Annotated in this window: 23 protein-coding genes; 15 read left to right on the plus strand and 8 right to left on the minus strand. The window is 31.6% G+C overall.

What is annotated here, in order from left to right:
• Positions 1-23 precede the first annotated feature (23 nt).
• From BS101_RS04315 to BS101_RS04380, 14 genes are all read left to right on the plus strand, one after another.
• Positions 24-854 (plus strand): P-loop NTPase, encoded by an 831-nt coding sequence (locus BS101_RS04315; protein ID WP_073537704.1) that lies wholly within the window; start codon positions 24-26, stop codon positions 852-854.
• Positions 845-1,693 carry an ATP-binding protein gene (locus BS101_RS04320; protein WP_073537705.1) on the plus strand — a complete coding sequence of 283 codons (849 nt, stop codon included), beginning with the start codon at positions 845-847 and terminating at the stop codon, positions 1,691-1,693. The genes BS101_RS04315 and BS101_RS04320 overlap by 10 nt, the downstream gene beginning before the upstream one ends.
• 26 nt (positions 1,694-1,719) lie before the next feature.
• Positions 1,720-2,079 (plus strand): C-GCAxxG-C-C family (seleno)protein, encoded by a 360-nt coding sequence (locus BS101_RS04325; protein WP_073537706.1) that lies wholly within the window; start codon positions 1,720-1,722, stop codon positions 2,077-2,079.
• A gap of 41 nt (positions 2,080-2,120) precedes the next feature.
• Positions 2,121-2,477, plus strand: coding sequence for a NifB/NifX family molybdenum-iron cluster-binding protein (locus BS101_RS04330; protein ID WP_073537707.1), 357 nt, complete (start codon positions 2,121-2,123; stop codon positions 2,475-2,477).
• Between the two features lie 11 nt (positions 2,478-2,488).
• On the plus strand, positions 2,489-2,929 hold the full coding sequence (locus tag BS101_RS04335) for a Fur family transcriptional regulator (RefSeq protein ID WP_073537708.1): 441 nt from the start codon (positions 2,489-2,491) through the stop codon (positions 2,927-2,929).
• 3 nt (positions 2,930-2,932) lie between these two features.
• Positions 2,933-3,379 carry a DUF134 domain-containing protein gene (locus BS101_RS04340; protein WP_073537709.1) on the plus strand — a complete coding sequence of 149 codons (447 nt, stop codon included), beginning with the start codon at positions 2,933-2,935 and terminating at the stop codon, positions 3,377-3,379.
• Between the two features lie 23 nt (positions 3,380-3,402).
• Positions 3,403-3,786: an iron-sulfur cluster assembly scaffold protein gene (locus BS101_RS04345; protein ID WP_073537710.1), complete on the plus strand. Its 384-nt coding sequence runs from the start codon at positions 3,403-3,405 to the stop codon at positions 3,784-3,786.
• A gap of 151 nt (positions 3,787-3,937) precedes the next feature.
• Positions 3,938-5,626 carry an acyl-CoA dehydrogenase family protein gene (locus tag BS101_RS04350; RefSeq protein ID WP_073537711.1) on the plus strand — a complete coding sequence of 563 codons (1,689 nt, stop codon included), beginning with the start codon at positions 3,938-3,940 and terminating at the stop codon, positions 5,624-5,626.
• A 108-nt stretch (positions 5,627-5,734) separates the two neighbouring features.
• Positions 5,735-6,103: a DUF134 domain-containing protein gene (locus tag BS101_RS04355; protein ID WP_073537712.1), complete on the plus strand. Its 369-nt coding sequence runs from the start codon at positions 5,735-5,737 to the stop codon at positions 6,101-6,103.
• A 123-nt stretch (positions 6,104-6,226) separates the two neighbouring features.
• Positions 6,227-6,574, plus strand: a complete 348-nt coding sequence (locus BS101_RS04360; RefSeq protein WP_073537713.1) for a FlxA-like family protein — start codon at positions 6,227-6,229, stop codon at positions 6,572-6,574.
• A 365-nt stretch (positions 6,575-6,939) separates the two neighbouring features.
• Positions 6,940-7,800 carry a Rossmann-like and DUF2520 domain-containing protein gene (locus BS101_RS04365; RefSeq protein ID WP_073537714.1) on the plus strand — a complete coding sequence of 287 codons (861 nt, stop codon included), beginning with the start codon at positions 6,940-6,942 and terminating at the stop codon, positions 7,798-7,800.
• A complete protein-coding gene (gene panB / locus BS101_RS04370; RefSeq protein WP_073537715.1) occupies positions 7,793-8,635 on the plus strand; it encodes a 3-methyl-2-oxobutanoate hydroxymethyltransferase in 843 nt (280 codons plus the stop codon). The genes BS101_RS04365 and panB overlap by 8 nt, the downstream gene beginning before the upstream one ends.
• A 34-nt stretch (positions 8,636-8,669) precedes the next feature.
• The gene (panC, locus tag BS101_RS04375; protein ID WP_073541128.1) at positions 8,670-9,515 is read left to right on the plus strand and encodes a pantoate--beta-alanine ligase; all 846 of its coding nucleotides are present in this window, start codon (positions 8,670-8,672) and stop codon (positions 9,513-9,515) included.
• Positions 9,516-9,723: 208 nt separating this feature from the next.
• Complete coding sequence (locus BS101_RS04380; protein ID WP_083585653.1) at positions 9,724-10,569, plus strand: HAD family hydrolase; 846 nt, start codon at positions 9,724-9,726, stop codon at positions 10,567-10,569.
• A gap of 70 nt (positions 10,570-10,639) precedes the next feature.
• Here BS101_RS04380 and BS101_RS04385 read toward each other — a convergent pair whose 3' ends face one another.
• The 8 genes from BS101_RS04385 to BS101_RS04420 all read right to left on the minus strand — a co-directional run bounded on the left by BS101_RS04385 (position 10,640) and on the right by BS101_RS04420 (position 21,105).
• Positions 10,640-11,905, minus strand: coding sequence for a SpoVR family protein (locus BS101_RS04385; protein WP_073537717.1), 1,266 nt, complete (start codon positions 11,903-11,905; stop codon positions 10,640-10,642).
• Positions 11,906-11,910: 5 nt separating this feature from the next.
• The gene (gene yhbH, locus BS101_RS04390) at positions 11,911-13,122 is read right to left on the minus strand and encodes a sporulation protein YhbH (protein WP_073537718.1); all 1,212 of its coding nucleotides are present in this window, start codon (positions 13,120-13,122) and stop codon (positions 11,911-11,913) included.
• 4 nt (positions 13,123-13,126) lie between these two features.
• Positions 13,127-15,049 carry a PrkA family serine protein kinase gene (locus BS101_RS04395; RefSeq protein WP_073537719.1) on the minus strand — a complete coding sequence of 641 codons (1,923 nt, stop codon included), beginning with the start codon at positions 15,047-15,049 and terminating at the stop codon, positions 13,127-13,129.
• A gap of 474 nt (positions 15,050-15,523) precedes the next feature.
• Entirely contained in the window at positions 15,524-16,006 is a 483-nt protein-coding gene (locus BS101_RS04400) for a MarR family winged helix-turn-helix transcriptional regulator (protein WP_073537720.1), read from the minus strand.
• Positions 15,978-17,567: a DHA2 family efflux MFS transporter permease subunit gene (locus BS101_RS04405; RefSeq protein ID WP_073537721.1), complete on the minus strand. Its 1,590-nt coding sequence runs from the start codon at positions 17,565-17,567 to the stop codon at positions 15,978-15,980. The genes BS101_RS04400 and BS101_RS04405 overlap by 29 nt, the downstream gene beginning before the upstream one ends.
• A gap of 14 nt (positions 17,568-17,581) precedes the next feature.
• A complete protein-coding gene (locus BS101_RS04410; RefSeq protein ID WP_073537722.1) occupies positions 17,582-18,235 on the minus strand; it encodes an HlyD family efflux transporter periplasmic adaptor subunit in 654 nt (217 codons plus the stop codon).
• 24 nt (positions 18,236-18,259) lie between these two features.
• A complete protein-coding gene (locus tag BS101_RS04415; protein ID WP_073537723.1) occupies positions 18,260-19,240 on the minus strand; it encodes an efflux RND transporter periplasmic adaptor subunit in 981 nt (326 codons plus the stop codon).
• Positions 19,241-19,692: 452 nt separating this feature from the next.
• Positions 19,693-21,105 (minus strand): amino acid permease, encoded by a 1,413-nt coding sequence (locus BS101_RS04420; protein ID WP_073537724.1) that lies wholly within the window; start codon positions 21,103-21,105, stop codon positions 19,693-19,695.
• A gap of 924 nt (positions 21,106-22,029) precedes the next feature.
• Between BS101_RS04420 and BS101_RS04425 the strand changes: the two genes are divergently transcribed.
• Positions 22,030-23,079 (plus strand): carbamoyl phosphate synthase small subunit, encoded by a 1,050-nt coding sequence (locus tag BS101_RS04425; protein WP_073537725.1) that lies wholly within the window; start codon positions 22,030-22,032, stop codon positions 23,077-23,079.
• Positions 23,080-23,088 lie beyond the last annotated feature (9 nt).

The raw sequence follows: 23,088 nt of genomic DNA on the forward strand, positions 1-23,088 counted from the left end.
TGGGATTTTAAGGAGGAAGTAACTTGAATATAGCAGTATTAAGTGGAAAAGGAGGTACAGGTAAAACTACTGTGTCTACAAATATTGCCCTTGCATTAAAGGCCAGTTATGTGGATTGTGATGTAGAAGAACCAAATGGATTCTTATTTTTGAAACCGCATATTGAAAAGACAGAACAGGTTAAGGTAGAATACCCATTTATAGATGATGAAAAATGTATTTCCTGTGGTTTATGTGTAGAAGTCTGTGAATTCAATGCCCTTGCAAAGGTTAGAGATGATATTATATTATTTCAGAAGCTATGTCATGGTTGTGGTGCCTGTAAAATTATATGTAAGCAGGATGCGCTAAGTTATAGGTATAGAAATACCGGTAAAATAGAAAAGGGTTACGCACAAAATATAGAATGTGTAAGGGGAGTACTTGATGTGGGAGAACCTATGGCAGTACCTGTAATAAAACAGCTTTTAGAAAATGTGCCACAGGGAGTAAATATAATTGACTGCAGTCCAGGCACTTCCTGTAATGTAGTAAATACTATGAGATATGCAAAAGGGGCAATACTTGTTACAGAACCAACCGAATTTGGATTTCATGACCTTAAAATGGCTATAGAAGTGGTGAAAATATTTAATATTCCTTTTGGAATAATTATAAATAAAGATAATGGTGAGGACAATGTAATAAAAAAGTACTGCAGGGAAAAAAATGTACCTTTAATAGGCAGTATTGCCTATAGTAAAAATATAGCTGAAATTTATTCAAAGGGAGAAATTCTATATAATAATCCTGAATATAAAAGGGCATTTGATGACATGGCAGAAGGTGTATTGGAGGTGCTAAAGTGGAACTAGTAATATTAAGCGGAAAAGGAGGCACCGGAAAGACCACAATTGCAACAGCATTATCAGAACTTGCCAAAGATGTGGTTAGAATAGATTGTGATGTAGATGCTCCTAATTTATATCTTTTTTACAAGGGTGTAGATATAGAAAAAAAAGATTTTTACGGCGGCAAAAAAGCAGTTATAAATGAGCATTATTGTAATAGATGTGGAAAATGTGAAATTACATGTAAATTTAATGCCATAAAAGATTATGTGGTAGATGGTTTTCTCTGTGAAGGTTGTGGAACATGTACTTTGATATGTCCTGAAAAAGCAATTAAGCTGGTGGAGGATAAATCAGCTGAAACTTTTATTACAAGTACAAACAAAGGTATAATTTCTAGGGCACAGATGAACATAGGAAGCGATGGCTCAGGAAAGTTAGTGACTTTTTTGAGGAATAACGGTAAAAAGTTTAATGCAAAAGATACACTAACAATTATTGATGCTTCTCCGGGAATAGGATGTCCTGTTATTTCATCTGTAACCGGCAGTGATGCAGTATTACTTGTTACCGAACCCACAAAATCTGGACTTGAGGATTTGAAGAGAGTGACTGCATTATGTATGAGTTTTGAATTATTTATTATGATATGTATAAATAAGTATGATATAAATTACAATATCACCGTGGAAATAGAAAAATTTGTAGCAGAAAAAGAGTTAGAGTTAGTGGGAAAAATACCTTATGATGATACCGTAATAAAATCAATAAATGAGTTGAAATCAATTATATACTATGAAAATAGTGAGGCCTGTAGATCCGTTAAGGAAATGTGGGTTAATATAAAAAAACATATTTATTAAAAATTTTGAAATGGAGGAATGTATAAATGAAAAAAGCAGTGGACTTTTATGAAGAAGGATATAATTGTGCAGAATCTATAATAAAGGTAGTAAATGAAGAAAAAAACTTAAATATTCCGGTATCAATAGCTAGTCCTTTTGGAAGGGGAATGACTGTGGGAAGCAGTTGTGGGGCAATAACAGGAGCACTTATGGCTTTAGGTGCAATAAAAGGAAGAAAAGAAGCAGTGGAACCTAATCAGTCAAGAGATTATACAAAAAAAATTATGGGTAAAATAAAGGAGAAATATGGAACATTCCAGTGTGCAGAATTAAAGAAAAAGGGTGTATCCTGTGCTGAAATAATTGAATATACCCATGGTGTTTTAAAAGAGTATATAGATTAATTTTATAATAATAAAACATACTATTTAAGGAGGATATTTTTATGAAAATAGCAGTTGCAAGTGAGGGAAAATATATAAGTGGACATTTTGGACATTGTGATGGATTTACAATTTATCAGATAGAGGATAAAAAAATAAAAAATGAGGAATTTAAACCTAATCCAGGACATAAGCCAGGATATTTACCGGTATTTTTAAAGGAACTTGATGTAAATGTAGTAATATCAGGAGGAATGGGTGCCACTGCTCAGCAGCTTTTCAATGAAAATGGAATAGAGGTTGTGGTAGGAACTGAGGGCTTATGCGGTGCTGCCGTAGAAAAATTTATAAAAGGTGAACTTAAATCCACAGGTAGTGTATGTACTGAACATGCCCATGAAGGTCACTGCAGCGAGTAATATTTAATAATATGGATAAAAATCTTTTGTTATACAAAAAGTTAATTAAAAATAAAGGATATGAGTTCACTATACAGAAGAGAATTTTGCTTTTAGAGATGATAAATGCAAATACCCATTTATCTGTAAAGCAAATTTATGAAAGAATTAAAGACAAAAATGTTGGTCTTGCTACAGTATACAGAAGTTTAAAGATATTTGGTGAGCTTGGTATAGTAAAAAAAATCAATGTTGATAATATCAATTACTATGAGATAAAAATTTTTAGCGGGAAACCTCTTCATGTACATTTTAAATGTGATAAATGTAATAGTATAATAGATGTAGATAATCTAGAGCAGGATCTTTCATATATCAAGCTAAATAAAAAAATTGAAGAAAAAAATGATTTAGAAATATATGATGTAGATATCATGTTAAAAGGACTGTGCAGTAAATGCAAAGGAGGATAAAACATGGCAAGACCAATAAAATTTAGGAAAGTAGAATTTTTTCCTAAAAGCACCTATTTTGTACCTTGGGGAAAGGCTAAATGCAAAATTAGTGAAACAGTTTTAAAAGTGGAAGAGCTTGAGGCCATGAGGTTGAAAGATATTGAGGAATTGAACCAGGAAGAATGTGCTGAAAAGATGCAGGTATCCAGACAGACTTTTCAAAATATAATTGATAGTGCAAGAAAAAAGGTGGCTGTGGCTTTGACACAGGGAAATGCTATAAGAATAAGTGGGGGGAATTACACAACTAATTTTTGTAAATTTAAGTGTTTTGATTGTGGTGAACTATATGAAGTGAATTATGAACAGGACAGACTTCTTTGTCCTGTTTGTGGTTCACAAAGGGTTTTATGCAGTAAAAAAGCAGATTTTTGCACAAAATGGTGTAAAAATAATAAGTGTGAGTAGTATATTTTAGGGGGATGAAAAGTATGTTTACAAGTGAATATACAGATACTGTTATTGAGCATTTTATGTGTCCTAGAAATGTAGGTATCATAGATGATTCAAATGGTGAGGGAAAAGCTGGAGATGCATCCTGTGGAGATTCATTAAATATATATATTAGGGTAGAAGACAATATAATAGAGGATATCAGTTTTTTAGTTTATGGGTGTCCTGCATCTATAGCTACAAGTAGTATGACAACAGAACTAGCAAAGAAGAAAACCTTAGAAGAGGCATTATCTATTGGAGAAGATGATATAATAGATGCCCTAGGAGGATTACCGGATCATAAAAAACACTGTTCTAATCTTGGTGTTGAAGCTTTAAGAAGTGCCATTTATGATTATCTTTATGAAGATAAAAAATAAAATGTTTAAAAAGGTGAGAAGTAAAAGTTGGGCTATATAGTAATTTAAGGTATGTAATGATATAATCTATTTATAACTTTTATTGTAATTAGTGAATGTACTTTTTTCTATTTACATGTATGTTGAAAATTATATTTAGGGAGATGGTTTTATGAACTTTGAACTCACCAAAGAACAACAAATGATTAGAGATAATGTTCGAAAGTTTGCAGAAGCAAAAATCGAGCCTATTGCATTTCAACTAGATGAGAAAAATATGTTTCCTGAGAAAATAGTTAATGAGATGGGAGAACTATCTATTATGGGACTTCCATATCCAAAAGAATATGGGGGCGAAGGAAAAGATGTATTGAGTTATGCTATTGCGGTAGAAGAACTATCAAGGGTAGACGCAGGTGTGGGTGTTATATTATCTGCACACACATCTCTTGGAACTTGGCCCATCATGGAATTTGGGACAAAAGAACAAAAAGAAAAATATCTAGTTCCACTGGCTTCTGGCAAAAAAATTGCCGCTTTTGGTCTTACAGAGCCTAATGCTGGAAGTGATGCAGGTAAAACAGAAACTACAGCGGTTTTAGAAGGAGATTATTATATTATAAATGGCTCTAAGGTATTTATAACGAATGCTGATTATGCGGATACTTATGTAATATTTGCAGTTACAACTCCGGGGTTGGGAACTAAGGGGATAAGTGCCTTTATTATTGAAAAAGGTATGGATGGATTTACTTTTGGTACTCATTATAATAAAATGGGTATACGTTCTTCTGCTACTGCAGAACTTTTATTTAAAAATTTGAAGGTACCAAAACATAATCTCTTGGGAAAGGAAAATGAGGGTTTTAAAATTGCCATGCAGACCCTAGAAGGTGGGCGCATAGGTATTGCAGCACAGGCACTTGGAATCGCCCAGGGTGCTTATGAAAAAGCACTAAGCTACTCCAAGGAAAGAGTTCAGTTTGGAAAACCTATCTCAAGACAACAATCCATAGCATTTAAACTTGCAGATATGGCTACTAAAATTCGGGCGGCTAGATTTATGGTATATAGTGCAGCTGTACTAAAACAGGAACATAAAAATTATGGAATGGAATCTGCTATGGCAAAATTATATGCTTCTGATATTTGCCTGGAAGTTGTTAATGATGCAGTGCAAATATATGGGGGCTCAGGATTCATTAAAGGATTTCCTGTAGAGCGTATGTACCGTGATGCTAAAATCTGTACAATATATGAAGGAACTAATGAGATTCAAAGACTGATTATCTCCAGTGATATTTTAGGCAAACCTAAAAAAGAACCCATTGAGGAAAATAAAGAGAATAAAGTTAATAAAGCAAAACCTATAACGGGAAACCGTAGGAGGGTTATTATAAAAGAAGGTTCTCCAAAAGAAAAGGTAGATGCATTTTTAAATTATATTAAAAATGAAAATATAGATATTAATAAAAGTGAAGCTTCTAGAGGAAGTATAGCAGATGCAGATAAAGTATGCAGTATAGGACTGGGATTAAAGGATAAAAAAGATTTGCCTTTAATACAATCACTAGCGGATACAATTGGTGCTGAACTTGGCTGCTCCAGACCTGTGGCTGAAGAAAGGGAATGGCTGTCACTTGATCGTTATGTAGGCATATCGGGACAGAAATTCAGTGGAACATTTTATCTTGCCATTGGTATATCAGGACAAGTTCAACATTTAAAAGGAATTGAAAATGCTGGAATTATAACTGCTATAAACATAGATGAGGATGCTCCTATATTTCAGAGTTCAGATTATGGTATTGTAGGAGATCTATATGAAATTGTGCCGCTGCTTATTGAAACTTTAAAATAGAATTTATAATTTTTTAGGAGGTGATTGTTCACCTCTTATTTTAGTATGTAAAAAAGTTAAGAATTGCATTATAATATTCTGGTACGATAAAACTAAAGAGGTGATAAAATGGCAAGGCCAAGAAAATGGAGGAAAGTCTGTACATTGCCGCAAATTAATAAATTTGGACCTGTAGATATATCAAAAGATATAAATGAACCTATAATAATGACTGTAGAAGAATACGAAACTATAAGACTTATGGATTTAGAAGGATTAAATCAAGAAGAAAGTGCAAGTGTAATGGGAGTGGCACGCTCTACTATACAAAGAATATATGATGATGCCCGTAAAAAGATAGCAAAAAGCTTGGTAAACGGGAAAATATTAAAAATAGAAGGAGGCAGTTATAAACTTTGTAGTGATTTTAATGATAAGGAAAGCTGCAGTGAGTGTATTTGTAATAAATATAGACAGTATGATGAATGTGCTGAATAAATACACTAAGAATATTATTTGGTTTATTTATTAATAAGGATATGGATTTTAAGGAAATATTAATATTAATATAGTAAATTTACCTAAGGGAATATAATAATGAAATTTTTAGGAGGTATTAATATGAGTATTTCATCAATTTCTTCTATGTCAACTGGCACAACTATAACTTCGTATAATAGCAGTAGTGATACAAGCCAATTAGAAAAGCAGGCAGCTAATATTAAACAGCAGATACAAGAAGAAAGTGCAAGTGACGATGATGAGCAAACAAAACAGGCTAAAATCCAGCAGTTACAGGCGCAACTGCAGCAGATTGAATCACAAATTCAGCAAATGCAATCTCAAAAAACATCGAAAACTCAAACTTCTATGGATAGTATAAAATCAGAAAAAATGGAAAATAGCAGTACTAATAAAACCAATGATGGTAAAAACAATTCTGATAACATAGTAGATGTATTTGCTTAAAGTATATTTATCAAAATAGTGCTCCATGAATTTGGACTTTTAAATTAGTATGTATTTTAAATTTTTAAAGTATTAAAGACTCTGATGATTCAGAGCCTTTAATACTTTAAGAAACATTAGGAATATGTTTATATAAATAAAATTTACAAAATTAATATATAATATACTGGGAATTTGAAGAAAATATAAGTACTTGAATAGAACTTTAATGTGTGCTAGAATAACTTTGGGTAGTATCATTTTGAGCTGCACCATAAGTGTTGATAAATTATTTTTCTGCTCATATCAATTTTTGAAAGAGACAGGCTGCGATTTGATTTTAAAATTTTGTTTGTATTTTTGTATTGTAAAGAGATGGTGATGCCATGAAATTTAATATTGGTTTTGTTGGAGCTGGTAGAGTAGGAGTAACCTTGGGCAAGTATTTTTCCCTTAATGGATTAAACTTGAAAGGCTACTACAGTAAAAGTAAAAGTTCAGCAGAGGAAGCTGCTGATTTTACATCCAGTAAATATTACGAAGAACTTGAAGCTTTGATAAAAGATTGTAATGTTATTTTTATAACAACCCCTGATGATATTATACAAGAAATATGGAATAAAATAAAAAAATACAAACTAAAAAATAAAATAATCTGCCATTCAAGTGGTTCTTTGTCCTCTTCAATCTTTTCAGATATTGACACTTTAGGAGCATTCGGATATTCTATCCATCCCATGTGTGCTTTTTCAGATAAATTTAATACTTATAAAACATTATATAAAATTTATTTTTCCATTGAAGGGCATGATGCTTACATCACAAATTTAAAGGGACTTTTTGAAAAAATGGGTAATAAAATTATTATACTTGACAAAAGTAAAAAACCCTTATATCATCTTGCCAATGTGACAGTTTCTAATTTAGTGCTTTCTCTTTTAAATATAGGATGTGCATATCTAGAAGACTGTGGTATTAATAAAGATGATGCAATTACTGCTCTTATGCCTTTGATTGACAATAATTTAACTAACATAAAAAACAAGGGCTTTATAAATGCATTAACTGGTCCTGTAGAACGTGGAGATATAGAGACTATTAGACATCATCTTGAGGTTATACCAGAGGTGCATAAGAATTTATACAGAGTATTGTCTTTGAATCTAGTGGAGCTGTCAGAAAAAAAACATGTGGGAACAAAATGGGATAAAATAAAAAATGAACTTGGAGGTAATGAACATGGCTAAAAATAATGTTTCTACTTTTGTAAGTGCAAAACATAATAATGAAAAGATTACAATGCTTACTGCTTATGATTACTCTATGGCTAAGCTTATGGATGAATCCGGTATTAATGGTATTCTAGTTGGAGATTCACTGGGTATGGTATGTCTTGGTTATAAAGATACCTTAAGTGTTACTATGGAGGATATGCTTCATCATATTAAAGCAGTTACAAGAGGGGCTAAAGATGCGCTGGTAGTGGGAGATATGCCTTTTATGTCCTATCAGACTTCTGTATATGATGCGGTAAAGAATGCAGGTAGGATAATTCAAGAGGGACTGGCGGGAGCTGTAAAACTTGAAGGGGGTGTTTCAGTGTATGAACAGGTGAAAGCTATTGTAAAAGCTCAAATTCCTGTAATGGGACATATAGGTCTTACCCCTCAATCTGTTAATGTATTTGGTGGTTTTAAAGTTCAGGGTAAGGATGAATCTAAGGCAAAAAATATAATTGAAGACGCAAAAAGACTTGAAGAAGCAGGAGCTTTTTCTATTGTTTTGGAAGGGATACCTTATAAACTGGCTAAAATTATTACAGAAACAGTATCTGTACCTACTATTGGAATAGGTGCAGGGAAGTATTGCGATGGACAGATATTGGTATATCAGGATATGTTGGGATTATTTTCTGATTTTAAACCTAAGTTTGTTAAGTCTTATGGAAATGCTGGGGAAGTTATAAGAAAAGCATTTAAAGACTATATTGCTGAAGTTAAGGAGGGTATTTTTCCCGATGAAGAATATAGTTTTAAAATGGATGATAGTATTATAGATAAATGCATTAAAGAAGGTGTATAAATTGGAAACGATTGTATTAAAAAGGCATAATAATATAAAAAGAGTACAGACAGTGGGTGAAGTGAGGAAGCAGATAAAAAAATGGAAAAGAGAGGGATTTACTATTGGCCTTGTACCTACTATGGGATTTTTACATGAAGGGCATGAAAGTCTTATAAAAAGAGCAGCAGAGGAAAATGACAAAGTAGTAGTTAGTGTATTTGTAAATCCTACACAATTTGGCAAAAATGAAGATTTAGGATCCTATCCTAGAGATATAAAAAGAGATGAGGTTTTATGTAAAAAAGCTGGAGCCAATTTAATATTCAATCCAGAACCTTCAGAGATGTATTATAAAGATGCAAGTACTGTTGTAAATGTAAATGGTTTGACAGAAGGTTTGTGCGGCGCAAAGAGACCTGTTCATTTTGGGGGAGTGTGTCTTGTAGTTTCAAAATTATTTAATATTGTAACTCCTGATAGGGCTTATTTTGGCGAAAAAGATGCACAGCAGCTTGCAGTTATAAAGAAAATGGTAAAAGATTTAAATTTTGATATAGAAATAGTAGGATGTCCTATAGTAAGGGAGTTTGATGGTCTTGCTAAAAGCTCAAGGAATACTTATCTCTCTTTGGAAGAAAGGAAAGCAGCCTGTATACTAAATGAAAGCCTTATTTTAGCAAAAAAAGCTTTAAATTTAGGAGAAAGAAATGTAGGCAGAATAAAGGATATGATTAATGAAAAGTTAAGTTCAGAAACTTTGGCAAAGATAGATTATATTGAAATTGTGGATAGTTTAAGTTTGGAACCTGTACAGAGTATATCTTCTTCCATTCTAGTTGCAATTGCGGTATATATAGGAAGAACCAGGCTTATAGACAATTTTACTTTTAAAGTATAGATTATATAATGTACTTATGTATTTTTGGATATTGGGATATTGTATTTAATTACATTTTATATCTTGATATCCATTTTTTTATACCATAAAATATTTAATCTATGTAGAATAATTACTTATACTAGAATATAATAAAGTTAAATCATAATAGTTCAAGTGATTCTTAAATTCAGGTACTGATGATTTAATTAAATTGGAGGAAAATATTTTGACTTTATATATTTCAGATCTAGATGGAACATTATTGAATTCAGAGCAGTTTGTAAGTGAATATTCCGTTAAAATTGTAAATAAATTAATAGCACTGGGGATAAAGTTCACTGTTGCTACTGCCAGATCTTATGAGGCTTCAAAAAATATATTAAAGCCGCTAAATTTGAGTTTACCTATTATTTTAAATAATGGATCTTTTATATATGATCCTTCTTTGAATAAAAATATCAGAGAGAATTATTTAGATAAAGGTATAGTTGAGTTTATTTTAAGGCATTATAGTTTAAAGAAAATCTCTCCTTTTGTATCTGGAATAGATTTTAATGGAAATAAAAAAATATTTTATAAAGGTATTTTTAATGAAGGTCAGAGAATATATATAAATTCACGAAAAAGACAAGAGGATAAGAGACTTACTATAGTAAAGGATTTTTCAAAGATTGGAGAATATAATATTATAAATATATTTGCCATAGAAAAGGGAAGTGAATTAGATTATTCTTATAGATTATTTAAAAATACCATAGATGCTACCTGCCATTATACAGAAGAAATTTATTCAAAAGGTTTTTTCTGGCTGGAGGTTACGAATTCCTGTGCTAATAAAAAATGTGCTGCAGAATTTTTGAAAGATTATTTAAAAATTAATGAACTTATTTGTTTTGGAGATAACTTAAATGATAAATCCCTTTTTGAATTAGCGGATGAAAAGTATGCAGTTGAAAATGCTTACAAACCATTGAAAGATATTGCCACTGGAATTATTCCCTCTAATGATAAGGATGGAGTAGCTAAATTTCTTTACCATAAATATAAAAATTTTACGGATAAATTAAAATAATTTAGCTGTGTGAATTATAATTTTAAAAAGTCTTTAATAAATTAGAGAACATTTATTAAAGACTTTTAAGTTATCTTAAAGTTATATATGAAATTTTTTTATTTTCATTGCAGCAAACCTGTACACTTTCATCTTTCAACTTTGTATTTAATTTAACTGGATATCCCCAAAGTTCATAAAGATATTTTAGAGTAGCTTCCATATAACTTGAATTTAATTCCCTTCCTTCATAAATATGATTTAAAACAAGAGTAGTATCTTTTTTTGATATACTGTCAACTACAATATTGGGAATTAAATTCATGCCGCAGAGATTACAAAGGGTATTTCTAATTTTTAGCCATCCGTCTCCGTCTGGAATCTCCCTTACTACATAGTCATCTCCTCTTTTACCATATTCAAATAAGTTTAATTCATAGCATAGTTCTTCGGTGAGATATCTTCTTATAAAGGATTCGTCTCGTTCTAACATTCGCACTTCAAATATTTTATCTATTCCATATTTTTTTTCTAGGTTTTCAAACATTTTAAAACCGACATAATAAGGATTTATACTTCCCATAGTGGGGGCTATAACGTCATTGTGTCTTTTTATAAATTCCACATAAAGGGAAGCCGTCAGATTAAGTTGATTTAAAATTTTGTAATGCCAGTAACTTGCCCAACCTTCATTCATAATTTTTGTTTCAATTTGGGGTATAAAATATAGGGTTTCATTTCTAACCACATTTAAAACATTTTTTTGCCATTCTTCTAAGGTGCCGTGGTTTATTATAAATGCTATAATATCATCTTTACATTCCTCTTCTGTTTTTTTGATTCCCACAGTTCTCACTGTTTGAAATCTTATGGCATGGGCGGTATTTAAAATTTTTTCTACTTCTTCATATCCAATGCTAGGATCATTTACATATTCTCTTATCATATCTGCGTGGTTTTTAAACATCTCGATAGCATAGGATGCATTAGTACCTTGTTTAAATAGTCTATTATTCTTAAAAAAATCATTATGTCCATATACATGGGCCATAGTAAGAATTTGAAGAAGCAGTGTATTATCTTTCATTAAATAGGCAAGACAAGGATTCGAATTTATTACCATTTCATAAGGAAGACCTGTAAGATTATATTTATATAGTGATTCAGATCTGTCGTAGGCCTTTCCAAAGCTCCAATGTGGATATCTAGAAGGCATACCCACATAAGCTTCATAGGCAATCATATCCTTATAACTTATGATTTCAAATTCCTGAGGGTAAAAGTCAAGGCCTGATTCTTCAGCTTTGGATTCTATGATATGCCCCCAGGTTTCTAAGTCCTTATTTGTATATTCCACGGAAATCACCTCTCTTCCAATTCTTTACTCAGTATTTTTTTCAGGGATTTCCATAAGTCTTGTTTTTCATGAATAGTCACTACGGTAAAATTATTATCAGTAATTTTATTTTGAAAAATGTGTTTTATGCTGCTTCCATAAGGGCTTGGAATAATTTCAGCGTAGCTAAAAAGATTGCATACCTTACATAGGTCCGTAGCACATTTTAATGCTAGACTATTATCTTCACTCCAATTATCCCCATCACTAACATAAAAAGTATAAACATTCCAGTAAGCAGGGTTATAATTTTCTTCAATTACTTCTAAAGCTTTTTTTAAGCCGCTGGATATATAAGTTCCACCAGATTCTACCTTATGAAAAAATTCATTCTCTGTAACTACTTTAGCAGAAGTAGAATGAGAAATAAATTTTACTTCTACATTATTGTATTTCATTTTTATAAATCTATATAAGACAAAGAAAAAAGATCTAGCTAAAAATTTTCTAGTACTATCCATAGAACCTGATGTATCCATTACGCAAATAATTGCAGCGTTTAGTTCTAGTTTTGGTTTCCTTTTTACTCTGAAATATCTTAAATCATCTTGTTTAAATGGAAATCTGGATTTTATAGTTGTATCTTCTGGCAGTTTATTTTTAGGCTCAGACTCCAATTCCCCATGAATTTCACGTAAAGCTCTTTTAGTACCCTGCTGTCTTTTTAATTTTTCTACCATGGTTCTCTTTTTAGCAAGTCTTGGGTTTATTCCTCTTCTCTGATAACCGGATTTTTTAGGAGAATTTTCAGAGAGAATCTGTGAAAATTTCTTTTTATCCATTAGAGGAAGCTCCAGATCTTCCATCAGGTAATCTAAAACATCTTCTATGGTAACTTCTATTTCATACATATCTTCTCCTTCTTGATTACCTGCACCTTGATTACCCTTTCCATCTCTGTCTTTTATGGCTTTTCCAATTCTATCCCCTTTTTTTTGGGAGCCATCTCCGCTGCCTACTCCGGAATTATTGTCTCCATATATAAATTGGTATTCTTTTATACCTTTTATGGGAATTTTAACTTTTTTGTTTTTACTTTGACCTATGATGCTTTCTTCAGATATTATGTCCGCCAAATTATCTTTAATGGATTTTTCTACCAATTGTCTATGGCGTCTTCTATCTTCTAAAGATCTGTCATGATGGTCATTAACATCAAATTCTCTGAAAATAGCCATAAGATCAATCCTTCCACAAATTGTTGGCAGCATATTTTAAGATAACATCGCAGCAGTGATCGCAGTAACCTGTTGCCTTTAGTTCTTCTACCATGGAATTATATTTTACATCTTGGTCTTTATCTCTAACTCTGGATTTAGTTATAATTCTAGATAATTCTTTTACTGATGCCGTAAGCTTTTTTTCAATAGCCTCTTTAAGTGGTTCATAGGAAGTATATTCAATTTTACCCCCATTTCTTATAATGTAGAACATATATGAGGTGACATCTGTTCTAAAACCTTTGGAGGAGCTTTCAGAAACTCCTATATGCTGTTCTATAGATCTCATAAAGGTTTCGTCAGGCTCAAGTTCTTCTCCAGTGGAATGATCTTTGATTTTATTTTTATTTACATAAGCTTCGGCATGATCCAGATAATTATCAAAAAGACTTTCTGCCTGTTCTTTAAAACTGTGTATAAAGGCTCTAGTCACTTCCTTTTCAAGCAGTTTATTATATTCTTTTCTTATGGTATCTTTTAAGAATGTTAGATATTTCTTTTTGTCATCTTCTGCAATATCTAAATCCTTAACTGATTTTATTAAACTTTCCATTACGCTTAGGGGATTTATACAATTATATTCTGAATTAGAAAGTGCCTGATCTAAAGCTTTTATAATGAATCTTGTGGATATTCCTGTCATACCTTCTCGCATGCCAGCTTCTTCCTTTAATTCTGAAAAATCAATTTTTTTAGTACTTCCCTTTTCTACTATATCTTCTCCATTATAAATTTTTAATTTTGTCATAGGATCCACTTTGTTCGAAGGTGAAAGCCTGGATAAAATTGCAAACATTGCTGCGATTTCCATAGTATGTGGTGCTATATGGGCGTTAAATTGGCTTCTACCAAGTATTTTTTTATATATTTTAACTTCTTCGTTTAATTCCATACAATATGGAACTTCTATTTTTACTATTCTGTCAAGAATTGCTTCATTGGTATGATCTGATTTGAATTTATTCCATTCTGATTCATTAGAATGTGCTAAAATAATTCCGTCAAAATAAATCATTGATCCTTTTCCAGGAGATGGAACAGATTTTTCCTGGGTAGCTGTAATTATAGTGTGAAGATATTCAACGTCATTTTTGAATACCTCTATAAATTCTACCAATCCTCGATTTCCTACGTTGAATGCACCATTAAGAGAAAATATTCTAGGGTCATCTTCAGGATAAATGTCCATCTTTGATATATCAATAGAACCTGTGAGTACAGAAGTATCCTGATTATTAGGATCTACAGGAGGTACTACGCCGATTCCTTTTCTGGAACGAATAGAAAAATCAGTAGTTATTACAGGAAATTTTTCATATTGCCCATTATAGTCATGTTTAAGTCTGTATTTACAAATAGGGCATAGATCTCCCTCGATTTCGACATTCAAAATTTTTTCAAAGTCATGTTTTAAATGGTTGGGTATTAAATGAAGAGGTTCTTCTCTCATAGGACAACCTTTAAGTGCATATATTGGTTCTGATGTTTCAAGGGCTTTTTTTATGGATTCAACTAAAGATGATTTCCCGGCACCTACAGGTCCTACTAGGTAGAGTACTTGTCTTGATTCTTCTCCTTTCATTGCAGCTGAATGGAAGTAATTAACCAATTTCATTATCACTTTATCAATACCAAAAAAATCATTTTTAAAAAAGTTATATCTTCTTATAGGTTCATTTCCATGCAATTTCTTAATTTTAGGGTTTTCTTCAGGGTTTAATACCTCGTATTTTTTATCTATTATAATATCATACATTCTCTTATGAGCTAATTTTACTATTTGAGGATTATCCTTTACGATTTGTAGATATTCTAAAAAAGTGCCTTCGAATTCATGTTTTTTTCTTAGTTCTCTATCTTTTTCAATTATATCTTTAAAGTTCATATTCTCCTCTCCTTTTTACTTTATCTATTACATACTACGCATGATGAATATTTATTATGTATAATAATGATAACTATTGGACTTAAATTAATTAAGTAAATATGTTCAAATGATCTTTTAAGTAGCTGTTATATTAAAAAGGAGTATATATTATTAGATTTTCAAAGATTTGGTTTAAAGTAGAATAAAAATAGTCGTTTTTATATAATTACAATTAGATAAGTGAATACTTTTATAATTTAAGTATTAATTTATTAAATGAGAGATTTGTTGCAATCATTATATTGCTTTCCTGCATTGTTGTCAATGTATTTATCATAGGTAAATCTTTACTAAATTATTATTTTTCTAATGGTTGGTTTATTAAATTATATGAAGATTAAATTTTTTTGGCACTTATAATTAAATATTTAAGGATAAAAATATAACTGGAAATTATATTTTCCAGTTATGTGAAAAATCAAATAATGTAGATTAATTACAATTATCTTCATCTAATAATAAAATAAAACTTTCTAATGCATGAATAATTTTTTCTACGCTGGTTGGATCCATATTCTTTATAGTATTAGATATGCAGTAGGCAATAAAATGTTCTTTCATTCTGACTATATCATTATTTTTTTTAAAATCCTCAGAAACAGAGAGTTTTACGATTCTTCTGTTGTTTTCAGGTATTTCTCTTATTACCACGCCCTGGCTGACTAATCGGTTTACTATACCTGAAACTGTGCTTTTGGTCAGCATTAGATGGTCACTTAATTCATTAAGAGTTATATCCGGTGTTTTGTATAAATGAAATATAACAGTAAGCTGAGGGGCTGTGAATCCATATTGTTGTGCTATTTTTTTAAATTTGCACCTAAAAGTTCTATGGATAGTTTTAAAAAGACTAATTATTTCATCAGATTGTTTGGTTATTAATTCATCATTCCAACATGACGGTTCCTCCTTCATTATACTTTGGATCACCTTCCTTATTTTGTTTTTTAGGTATTTTTTTGTTTCTCATCATTAAAGTTAAAATTATGGCTAAAACCAATACAATAGAGATTATGGCCAGGGAATAAGCCATAGCATCTATTGTAGCTTGCCCTTGAACCATTTTCGCCAGTGTGGATACTGCAGAAGCTTTAGCCGCTTTTAGGGATTGCCCCTCATACATATATGCTTGTGTTAATGTGCTTATAGTGTTATTAGAGGCTGCATTATAAACGTTTATTTGTTCAGATAGTTTTAAGTAATTATAATTAGTCTTACTCTGTATTATTGTTGACATTATAGTTACACTGAGTGAACCTGATATTTGACGTATAGTATTGGAAAGAGCAGATGCCCTTCCAATTAAATTTTTTGGCACCGCATTCATTCCAACAGTATTAATTGGCATCATGGCTAGCCCGATTCCAACTGATCTTATGCATAAAACAAGAGTTATCATTTCTCTACTGGAATTCATATTTATTAAAGTTGAAATATGATAAGAACTTAGTCCTAATATTATAATACCAGGTATTACAAGTGGTTTTGCACCAATTCTATCAAATAAATTACCGCTTATGGGCATTAAAAGTCCTGTGACTAGGGCTGCTGGCAGCATAATTATACCTGTTTCCATAGCAGTATACCCTCTTATATTTTGTAAAAATAGAGGCAATACGTATACTCCCCCCATTAATGCTAGTGTTAAAATACAAGATATAAGCTGACTTGCACTAAAATCAAATAGTTTAAAAACCCGTAAATCCAGCAGTGGATCCGGGTGAGTGAGTTCATTTACTACAAATAACACAAGACTTAAACATCCTAAGGTTAAAAGTATAGGATATTTTACATCTGCCCAATCAATGGAGGTCCATTCACCTAATACATATAGTAGACTGACCACACCTATTGTAGAAGATAAGAACCCTATTATATCAAAGGATTTGAGTTGTTTTCTTTTTGAATCTTTTAATAAAATGGCAGCCAATACAACACCTATTACACCTATAGGTACATTTATATTAAAAATAAGTCTCCAATCCATTTTTTCAATAATATATCCACCTAGTGTTGGTCCTATGGAGGGAGCTGCCATAGCGGCTATTCCCCAGATGCCAAGGGCCAGGCCTATCTTTTCTCTTGGGAATATTTCATATATCATAGCCATCCCAACAGGCATTATCATACCTCCTCCAATGGCCTGAATAATACGGAAACATATCATCGATGTGTTGTTCCAGGCAAATCCACATAACATAGAGCCTAAAGTAAACACTGTCAGTGCAAACATATATATTTTTTTAGAGCCAAAAACATCTTGAAGATATCCAGTAAGAGGTATAATTGCCCCAAGTGCTAGGGTATATGCTGTAAGTATCCATTTTGAATCATCCATTGATACTCCGAAAACAGCCATCATCTTGGGAATTGCAATATTAACTATACTACTATCTAGTATAGACATAAATGTACCAATTACAACTACAATTAATGCCAGCCAGCTGTATAGAGAATCATGATTATTTTCTTCCATTATGTATCACCTCATTACTTCACATGGATTTTCACAACAGCATTAGTCCCTGGAAGTATTTTATTGTTAAATTTATTAATGGAGATTTTTACAGGTATTCTTTGAACTACTTTTGTAAATGTACCACTAGTTGAAGAAGGTAGTATGGATAAGGCAGATTGTGATGCTTCCCCTACAGACTTCACTTTCCCTGTAAATTTCTTTGAGCCATATTGGTCTATGGTAATGGTAACAGATTGTCCAATCCTTACTTTGCCAAGTTTTGTTTCCTCGATATTAGCAGTTATGTAAAGCTTATCTGGATCTATTAATGTAGCCAAGGTTTGACCCGATGACCAAATTTCACCGATGGTTCCTTGTTTTTTAATGACTATGCCGTCAATAGGAGATCTTATTAAAGATTCATCTACACTTGAATCAGGAAGGTTAACCATTTCCTGGCGTGCCAATATCTGGTTTTTTATAACAGTATCTCCTTCTTCTACATTAAGTTCTAATAATTTTCCACTAATTTGTGGAGTTACATTAACTAAATCTGCACTTACTGATGCATCGTCAGTGGAAACATAATAGGTATTTTGATACCAATAGTAGCATCCAATACTACCAAGTGCTGCTACAATTACTATTAATATTCCTATAATCAATATTTTCCGTTTTTCCTTCATAATTAAGGTACCCTCTTTCTTGATTTATTTATCCAGACCAATTTCTGCAAACATTCCAGGTTTTAGATTTGTATCTTTGTCTGTTAAGGTTACTTTAACTAGGATGTCTCTACTTTGGGAATTTAATGTAGAATTTATAACAGCTATTTTACCATGGAATTCCTTGTCAGGTATTTCAGATACTTTGGCAATTACAGATTGTCCTTCAGAGATTTTACTTATTATGTCTGCTGGAGCATAGGCATTTACATACAAATTATTGGTATTAATTATGGAAACAAGTACTTTATCTGTAGATGCTACGTCTCCTAAATTAATATTTCTTGCATTTACTATTCCAGAGATAGGTGCTGTAATAATGGCATTATTAAGTGATGTTTGAGCAGTTTTTAAAGCTGCTTGAGCCTGGGTTATCTGAGCTTGATAAACATCTATAGAGGATTTCGTAGGGCCGTTGTTTAACATATTAAGTTGTTCCTGGGCAGTTTTATATTGTGCTTCTGCGGCAGATAACTGCTGATTAGCTGTATCTAATTCTTGTTGAGTGGCTGCTCCTTCATTTAACAATGATTGTACACGGTTGTAATTTTTCTTTGTTGTCTCGTAGGATTGAGATGCACTGCTTAGGCTGGCCTGGGCCTGGGCTATTTGTTCGGGGCGAGTACTATTTTGTGCATTTGCTAAATTAGCTTTCGCAGTATTAAGAGCAGCTTGGGCTTGATCAACTTGGCCTTGCAAATCTGTTGAATCTAATCTTATAATAACATCACCTTCATTCACTTTTGAACCTAAGTCTACTGATATTTCAGAAACTTTTGCTGAAACTTTTGCAGTTACGTCTGCTTCTTCATTTGTTGCAATTTTGCCACCCATTAAAAACTGGGTATTGGTACTTTGTTTAATGGTATTGGTAGTTTTACTGGTAATGGTGCTTGTACTAGTAACAGAACTACAACCACTTAAAAGTATTGCTGCAACTAGACAAGATAAAGTAAGTCCTTTCATTTTTATCTCTCCTCAATATAATGTTTGTATAAATACTGTTCGCATATTAACAATATTTATTATATAACCATTTAGTTGCATATTCAACAAAATTATTCTAAATATTTAATATAAAATTTCTTTTTTATTTTTTGGATATTATTAGATTTTGGAATCAAGTGATTCTTAGGTTCAGGTGGAGTTTGCTTATGAGAACTGCTTTTCTCCAGCTGAATCTTAGAAGAACTTATCCAGGCGCGTAGCACTGCTTATCCCCCACTTTGATAGAAGATGGGGTGTTAGCTAATTGCCGCGATCGAATAAATAAAATAATCTATTCCAAAGGAATAGATCAGGATATAAATCATTTGAAATTTTGGGTATATACCATAGAAAACAATGGAAGAATTTTTATTGGACAGAAACTGCTTGTCTTTTTTGCAGTTTCTGTTATATGTAGTTACGTTAGTTTTTTATTTACCAAAAATTTCGGATGAAAAAACACTTTCAGTAGATTTTGCTTTATTAATACCAAATACATAGTAGCAAACTATTAAGAGAGCAAACCAAATGGGTGCAACTATAATGGCAACTAGTGTATCTTTATTAAAAAACATCATTATAACTACAAAAGCTAAAAATGCTAAAGTAATCCAGTTCAAATAAGGGTAACCAAATACAGGGAAATGTAATTTTTTTACTTCTTCAGGGTTAAGTCTTTTCCTGAATTTAATTTGAGCAACTAAAACTATTCCCCATACCCAGATTGCTCCAAAGGTTGCAACACTGGTAACATAAGTAAATACTTTGCCAGGAACCAGATAGTTAAGCACAACTCCTATCAAGAGGAAAAGTGCTGAAACTACAATTCCTGTTATTGGAACGTGTGATTTATTAAGTTTACTAAATACTTTTGGGGCTGATCCCTGCAGGGAAAGATTATAAAGCATACGTCCTGTGCTAAATATACCGCTGTTACAGGAAGATAATGCTGCAGTTAACACTACAAAGTTTATAATGCCTGCTGCTGTTGAAATACCCAGTTTATTAAAAGTAAGTACAAAAGGACTTCCTATTGTACCAAGACTGTTCCATGGATATAGGCACATTATTACAAAAAGTGCTCCCACGTAAAATACTAGTATTCTCCAAAACACTTTATTAATTGCGGCCGGTATGGTCTTTTCAGGATTTTTTGCTTCACCAGCTGTGACACCTATAAGTTCTGTACCAAGATATGCAAACATAACCATTACTATTGAAAGCATTGGTCCCCATAAACCTTTAGGCAAAAAGCCTCCATGAGACCATAAGTTTGAAATACCAATAGGTTTTCCACCATTACCTATACCAAATATAATCATGAGAAGTCCTAAACCTATCATTATAATAATTGTAACTACTTTAATAAGTGCAAACCAAAATTCAAATTCTCCATAAGCTTTTACAGCAATTAAATTAACACAGGTCATAACAACTAGTGCTGCTAGAGCCGGTATCCATTGGGGCATATTTGGAATCCAAAATCTTACATATACACCTACTGCAGTGATTTCAGCCATACAAGTTACAATCCACATAAACCAATAGGTCCATCCAGTCAAGTATCCTGCTAAAGGTCCAATAAATTCGTTGGCATAGGCACTAAAGGAACCGGAAACTGGATATGAAGTTGCAAGTTCACCTAAAGCTCTCATAATAATAAACATGGCGAATCCTGCTATAGTGTATACTAATAAAATTGCTGGTCCAGCAGTTTGAATGGCATTAGCTGATCCTAAGAATAATCCTACTCCAATTGCTCCTCCGAGGGCAATCAATTGGATATGACGTTCTTCCAGACCACGTTTTAAGTTTTCATTTTTTAATGCATCTTGTTTACTCATCGTACTCTCCTTACTAGCCAAACGTTTTTTGCAAGTATTAATTCAAAATTATTCAGCTTAAATTTTATTCGTTCAAATTTCGCATTTATTATGCATTATTAAGAACATTTTTAAATAAATACTAGCATATTTTTTTCTTTTTAACAACTATTATTTAAATACATGTTGAATTAATAATTTTTATATTTAAAATTTATAATATTTAAATATTATTTTATCAGTAATTACATATATAGATATTATTAATGAAATGCTAGTATTTTACTTGGAATGGAAGATATATTCGTGTATTATAGGTAAAATTTATCATATCTGATATGCAGATATTTATAGAATATTAAATCTACAATTAATATATTTATGTCATTTTATATAATTAATTAATATTTTTAAGTCTTAATAGCATATTAATTAATATTTTTTGACTGTTAATATTTTATTATGATTTTAATAAATTAGTAATATAATAAAAGTTTACTTGCATATATTATTCAAAGTGGAAGATAAGCACTGCTGCGTGTCTTTGTTATTCCCCTAAAGGATAACGTATTCCAAGTGCTAAAGACGCTAATAATACTATTAATAAGGGTTAGGTGGAAAAAAATAGTTCTCCATAGCAAACTCTATCTGAACCTAAGAATCATTTGATAAGTACTTGACATGGAAATGTATTTTAATTAGAATAAGACGTAAGAATTAAGTGAAAAATACACTTTAAATTGGTCCTGTGAGGCCAGAAAGGGGTATATATCTATATGTATGGATATAGTTGTTTGTTAAAAAAAGTGAAATGTTTTATATTAAAAATTAGATATAGGTAATAGAAAAATTATTTCAAATGAGAGTTTTTCTATTACCTTTTTTGTATATTTAAAATTAATTAAGTGTATTTTTACAGGTAAAAATACAGGAGGTATATTATATATGAAAGCAAAACTTATATTAGAAAATGGACATATATTTCAAGGAGAAGCTTTTGGCTACTTAAATGATAGTATAGGAGAAGTGGTTTTTAATACGGGAATGACAGGATATCAAGAAATACTTACAGACCCGTCCTATTATGGACAAATTGTTACTATGACCTATCCTCTTATAGGAAATTACGGAGTGAATTTAGAAGATGTGGAATCTGATAGTCCCAAGGTAAGAGGATTTATAGTAAAGGAGAGTTGTAATTATTCTAGTAATTTTAGAGCAGAATTAGAACTTGAAGATTATCTAAAAATAAATAAAATTATAGGACTTTCAGGAATTGATACCAGGGCACTAACAAAGATGTTGAGAGTAGATGGTACCATGAAAGGAATTATAACTGTAAAGAATGTAAATTTTTCTACAGTAAAGGATACAATACAATGTTTTTCCAATGAAAATGCAGTAAAAGGGGTAAGTACAAAGGAGATCTATACATTAGGTAAAGGTAAAAAACATGTGGCTATATTGGATTTTGGCATAAAGAGAAGCATAATAGAGGAATTTTTAAATAGAGGCTATAAAGTAACGGTGTTTCCTTCAAATTATAATGCGGAAGATATTCTTAAACAAAATCCCGATTTGATATTTTTATCTAATGGGCCAGGAGATCCTTGTGATTTAAAGTTAGAAATAGAAAATATAAAAAAGCTTATAGGAAAGAAGCCTATAACAGGTATATGTCTTGGACATCAACTCTTAGCCCTTGCTCTTGGGGGAAGTACTGCAAAACTTAAATTTGGCCACAGGGGTTGTAATCATCCTGTAAGAAATCTTGAAAGTGGCAGGGTGCATATAACTTCCCAAAATCATGGTTATTATGTAGATAAATTACCCGACGAAATGGAACTAACCCATATAAGTCTAAATGATGGTACCATTGAAGGTATGAAGCATAAAAAATTGCCTATATTTTCGATACAGTTTCATCCAGAAGCATGTCCGGGACCTTCGGATAATAACTACATATTTGATGAATTTAATAAATACTCACTTTAAAAACTACAA

It is taken from the genome of Clostridium kluyveri, assembly GCF_001902295.1.
GTDB classification, from domain to species: Bacteria; Bacillota; Clostridia; order Clostridiales; family Clostridiaceae; genus Clostridium_B; species Clostridium_B kluyveri_B.

What these genes read in the sequence shown, in the direction of transcription:
- BS101_RS04325 (WP_073537706.1), top strand. Translation starts at nt 1,720, where the DNA reads ATGAAAAAAGCAGTGGACTTTTATGAAGAAGGATATAATTGTGCAGAA.
- BS101_RS04330 (WP_073537707.1), top strand. Translation starts at nt 2,121, where the DNA reads ATGAAAATAGCAGTTGCAAGTGAGGGAAAATATATAAGTGGACATTTT.
- BS101_RS04335 (WP_073537708.1), top strand. Translation starts at nt 2,489, where the DNA reads ATGGATAAAAATCTTTTGTTATACAAAAAGTTAATTAAAAATAAAGGA.
- BS101_RS04340 (WP_073537709.1), top strand. Translation starts at nt 2,933, where the DNA reads ATGGCAAGACCAATAAAATTTAGGAAAGTAGAATTTTTTCCTAAAAGC.
- BS101_RS04345 (WP_073537710.1), top strand. Translation starts at nt 3,403, where the DNA reads ATGTTTACAAGTGAATATACAGATACTGTTATTGAGCATTTTATGTGT.
- BS101_RS04350 (WP_073537711.1), top strand. Translation starts at nt 3,938, where the DNA reads ATGAACTTTGAACTCACCAAAGAACAACAAATGATTAGAGATAATGTT.
- BS101_RS04355 (WP_073537712.1), top strand. Translation starts at nt 5,735, where the DNA reads ATGGCAAGGCCAAGAAAATGGAGGAAAGTCTGTACATTGCCGCAAATT.
- BS101_RS04360 (WP_073537713.1), top strand. Translation starts at nt 6,227, where the DNA reads ATGAGTATTTCATCAATTTCTTCTATGTCAACTGGCACAACTATAACT.
- BS101_RS04365 (WP_073537714.1), top strand. Translation starts at nt 6,940, where the DNA reads ATGAAATTTAATATTGGTTTTGTTGGAGCTGGTAGAGTAGGAGTAACC.
- panB (WP_073537715.1), top strand. Translation starts at nt 7,793, where the DNA reads ATGGCTAAAAATAATGTTTCTACTTTTGTAAGTGCAAAACATAATAAT.
- yhbH (WP_073537718.1), bottom strand. Translation starts at nt 13,122, where the DNA reads ATGGCTATTTTCAGAGAATTTGATGTTAATGACCATCATGACAGATCT.
- BS101_RS04395 (WP_073537719.1), bottom strand. Translation starts at nt 15,049, where the DNA reads ATGAACTTTAAAGATATAATTGAAAAAGATAGAGAACTAAGAAAAAAA.
- BS101_RS04400 (WP_073537720.1), bottom strand. Translation starts at nt 16,006, where the DNA reads ATGAAGGAGGAACCGTCATGTTGGAATGATGAATTAATAACCAAACAA.
- BS101_RS04405 (WP_073537721.1), bottom strand. Translation starts at nt 17,567, where the DNA reads ATGGAAGAAAATAATCATGATTCTCTATACAGCTGGCTGGCATTAATT.
- BS101_RS04410 (WP_073537722.1), bottom strand. Translation starts at nt 18,235, where the DNA reads ATGAAGGAAAAACGGAAAATATTGATTATAGGAATATTAATAGTAATT.
- BS101_RS04415 (WP_073537723.1), bottom strand. Translation starts at nt 19,240, where the DNA reads ATGAAAGGACTTACTTTATCTTGTCTAGTTGCAGCAATACTTTTAAGT.
- BS101_RS04420 (WP_073537724.1), bottom strand. Translation starts at nt 21,105, where the DNA reads ATGAGTAAACAAGATGCATTAAAAAATGAAAACTTAAAACGTGGTCTG.
- BS101_RS04425 (WP_073537725.1), top strand. Translation starts at nt 22,030, where the DNA reads ATGAAAGCAAAACTTATATTAGAAAATGGACATATATTTCAAGGAGAA.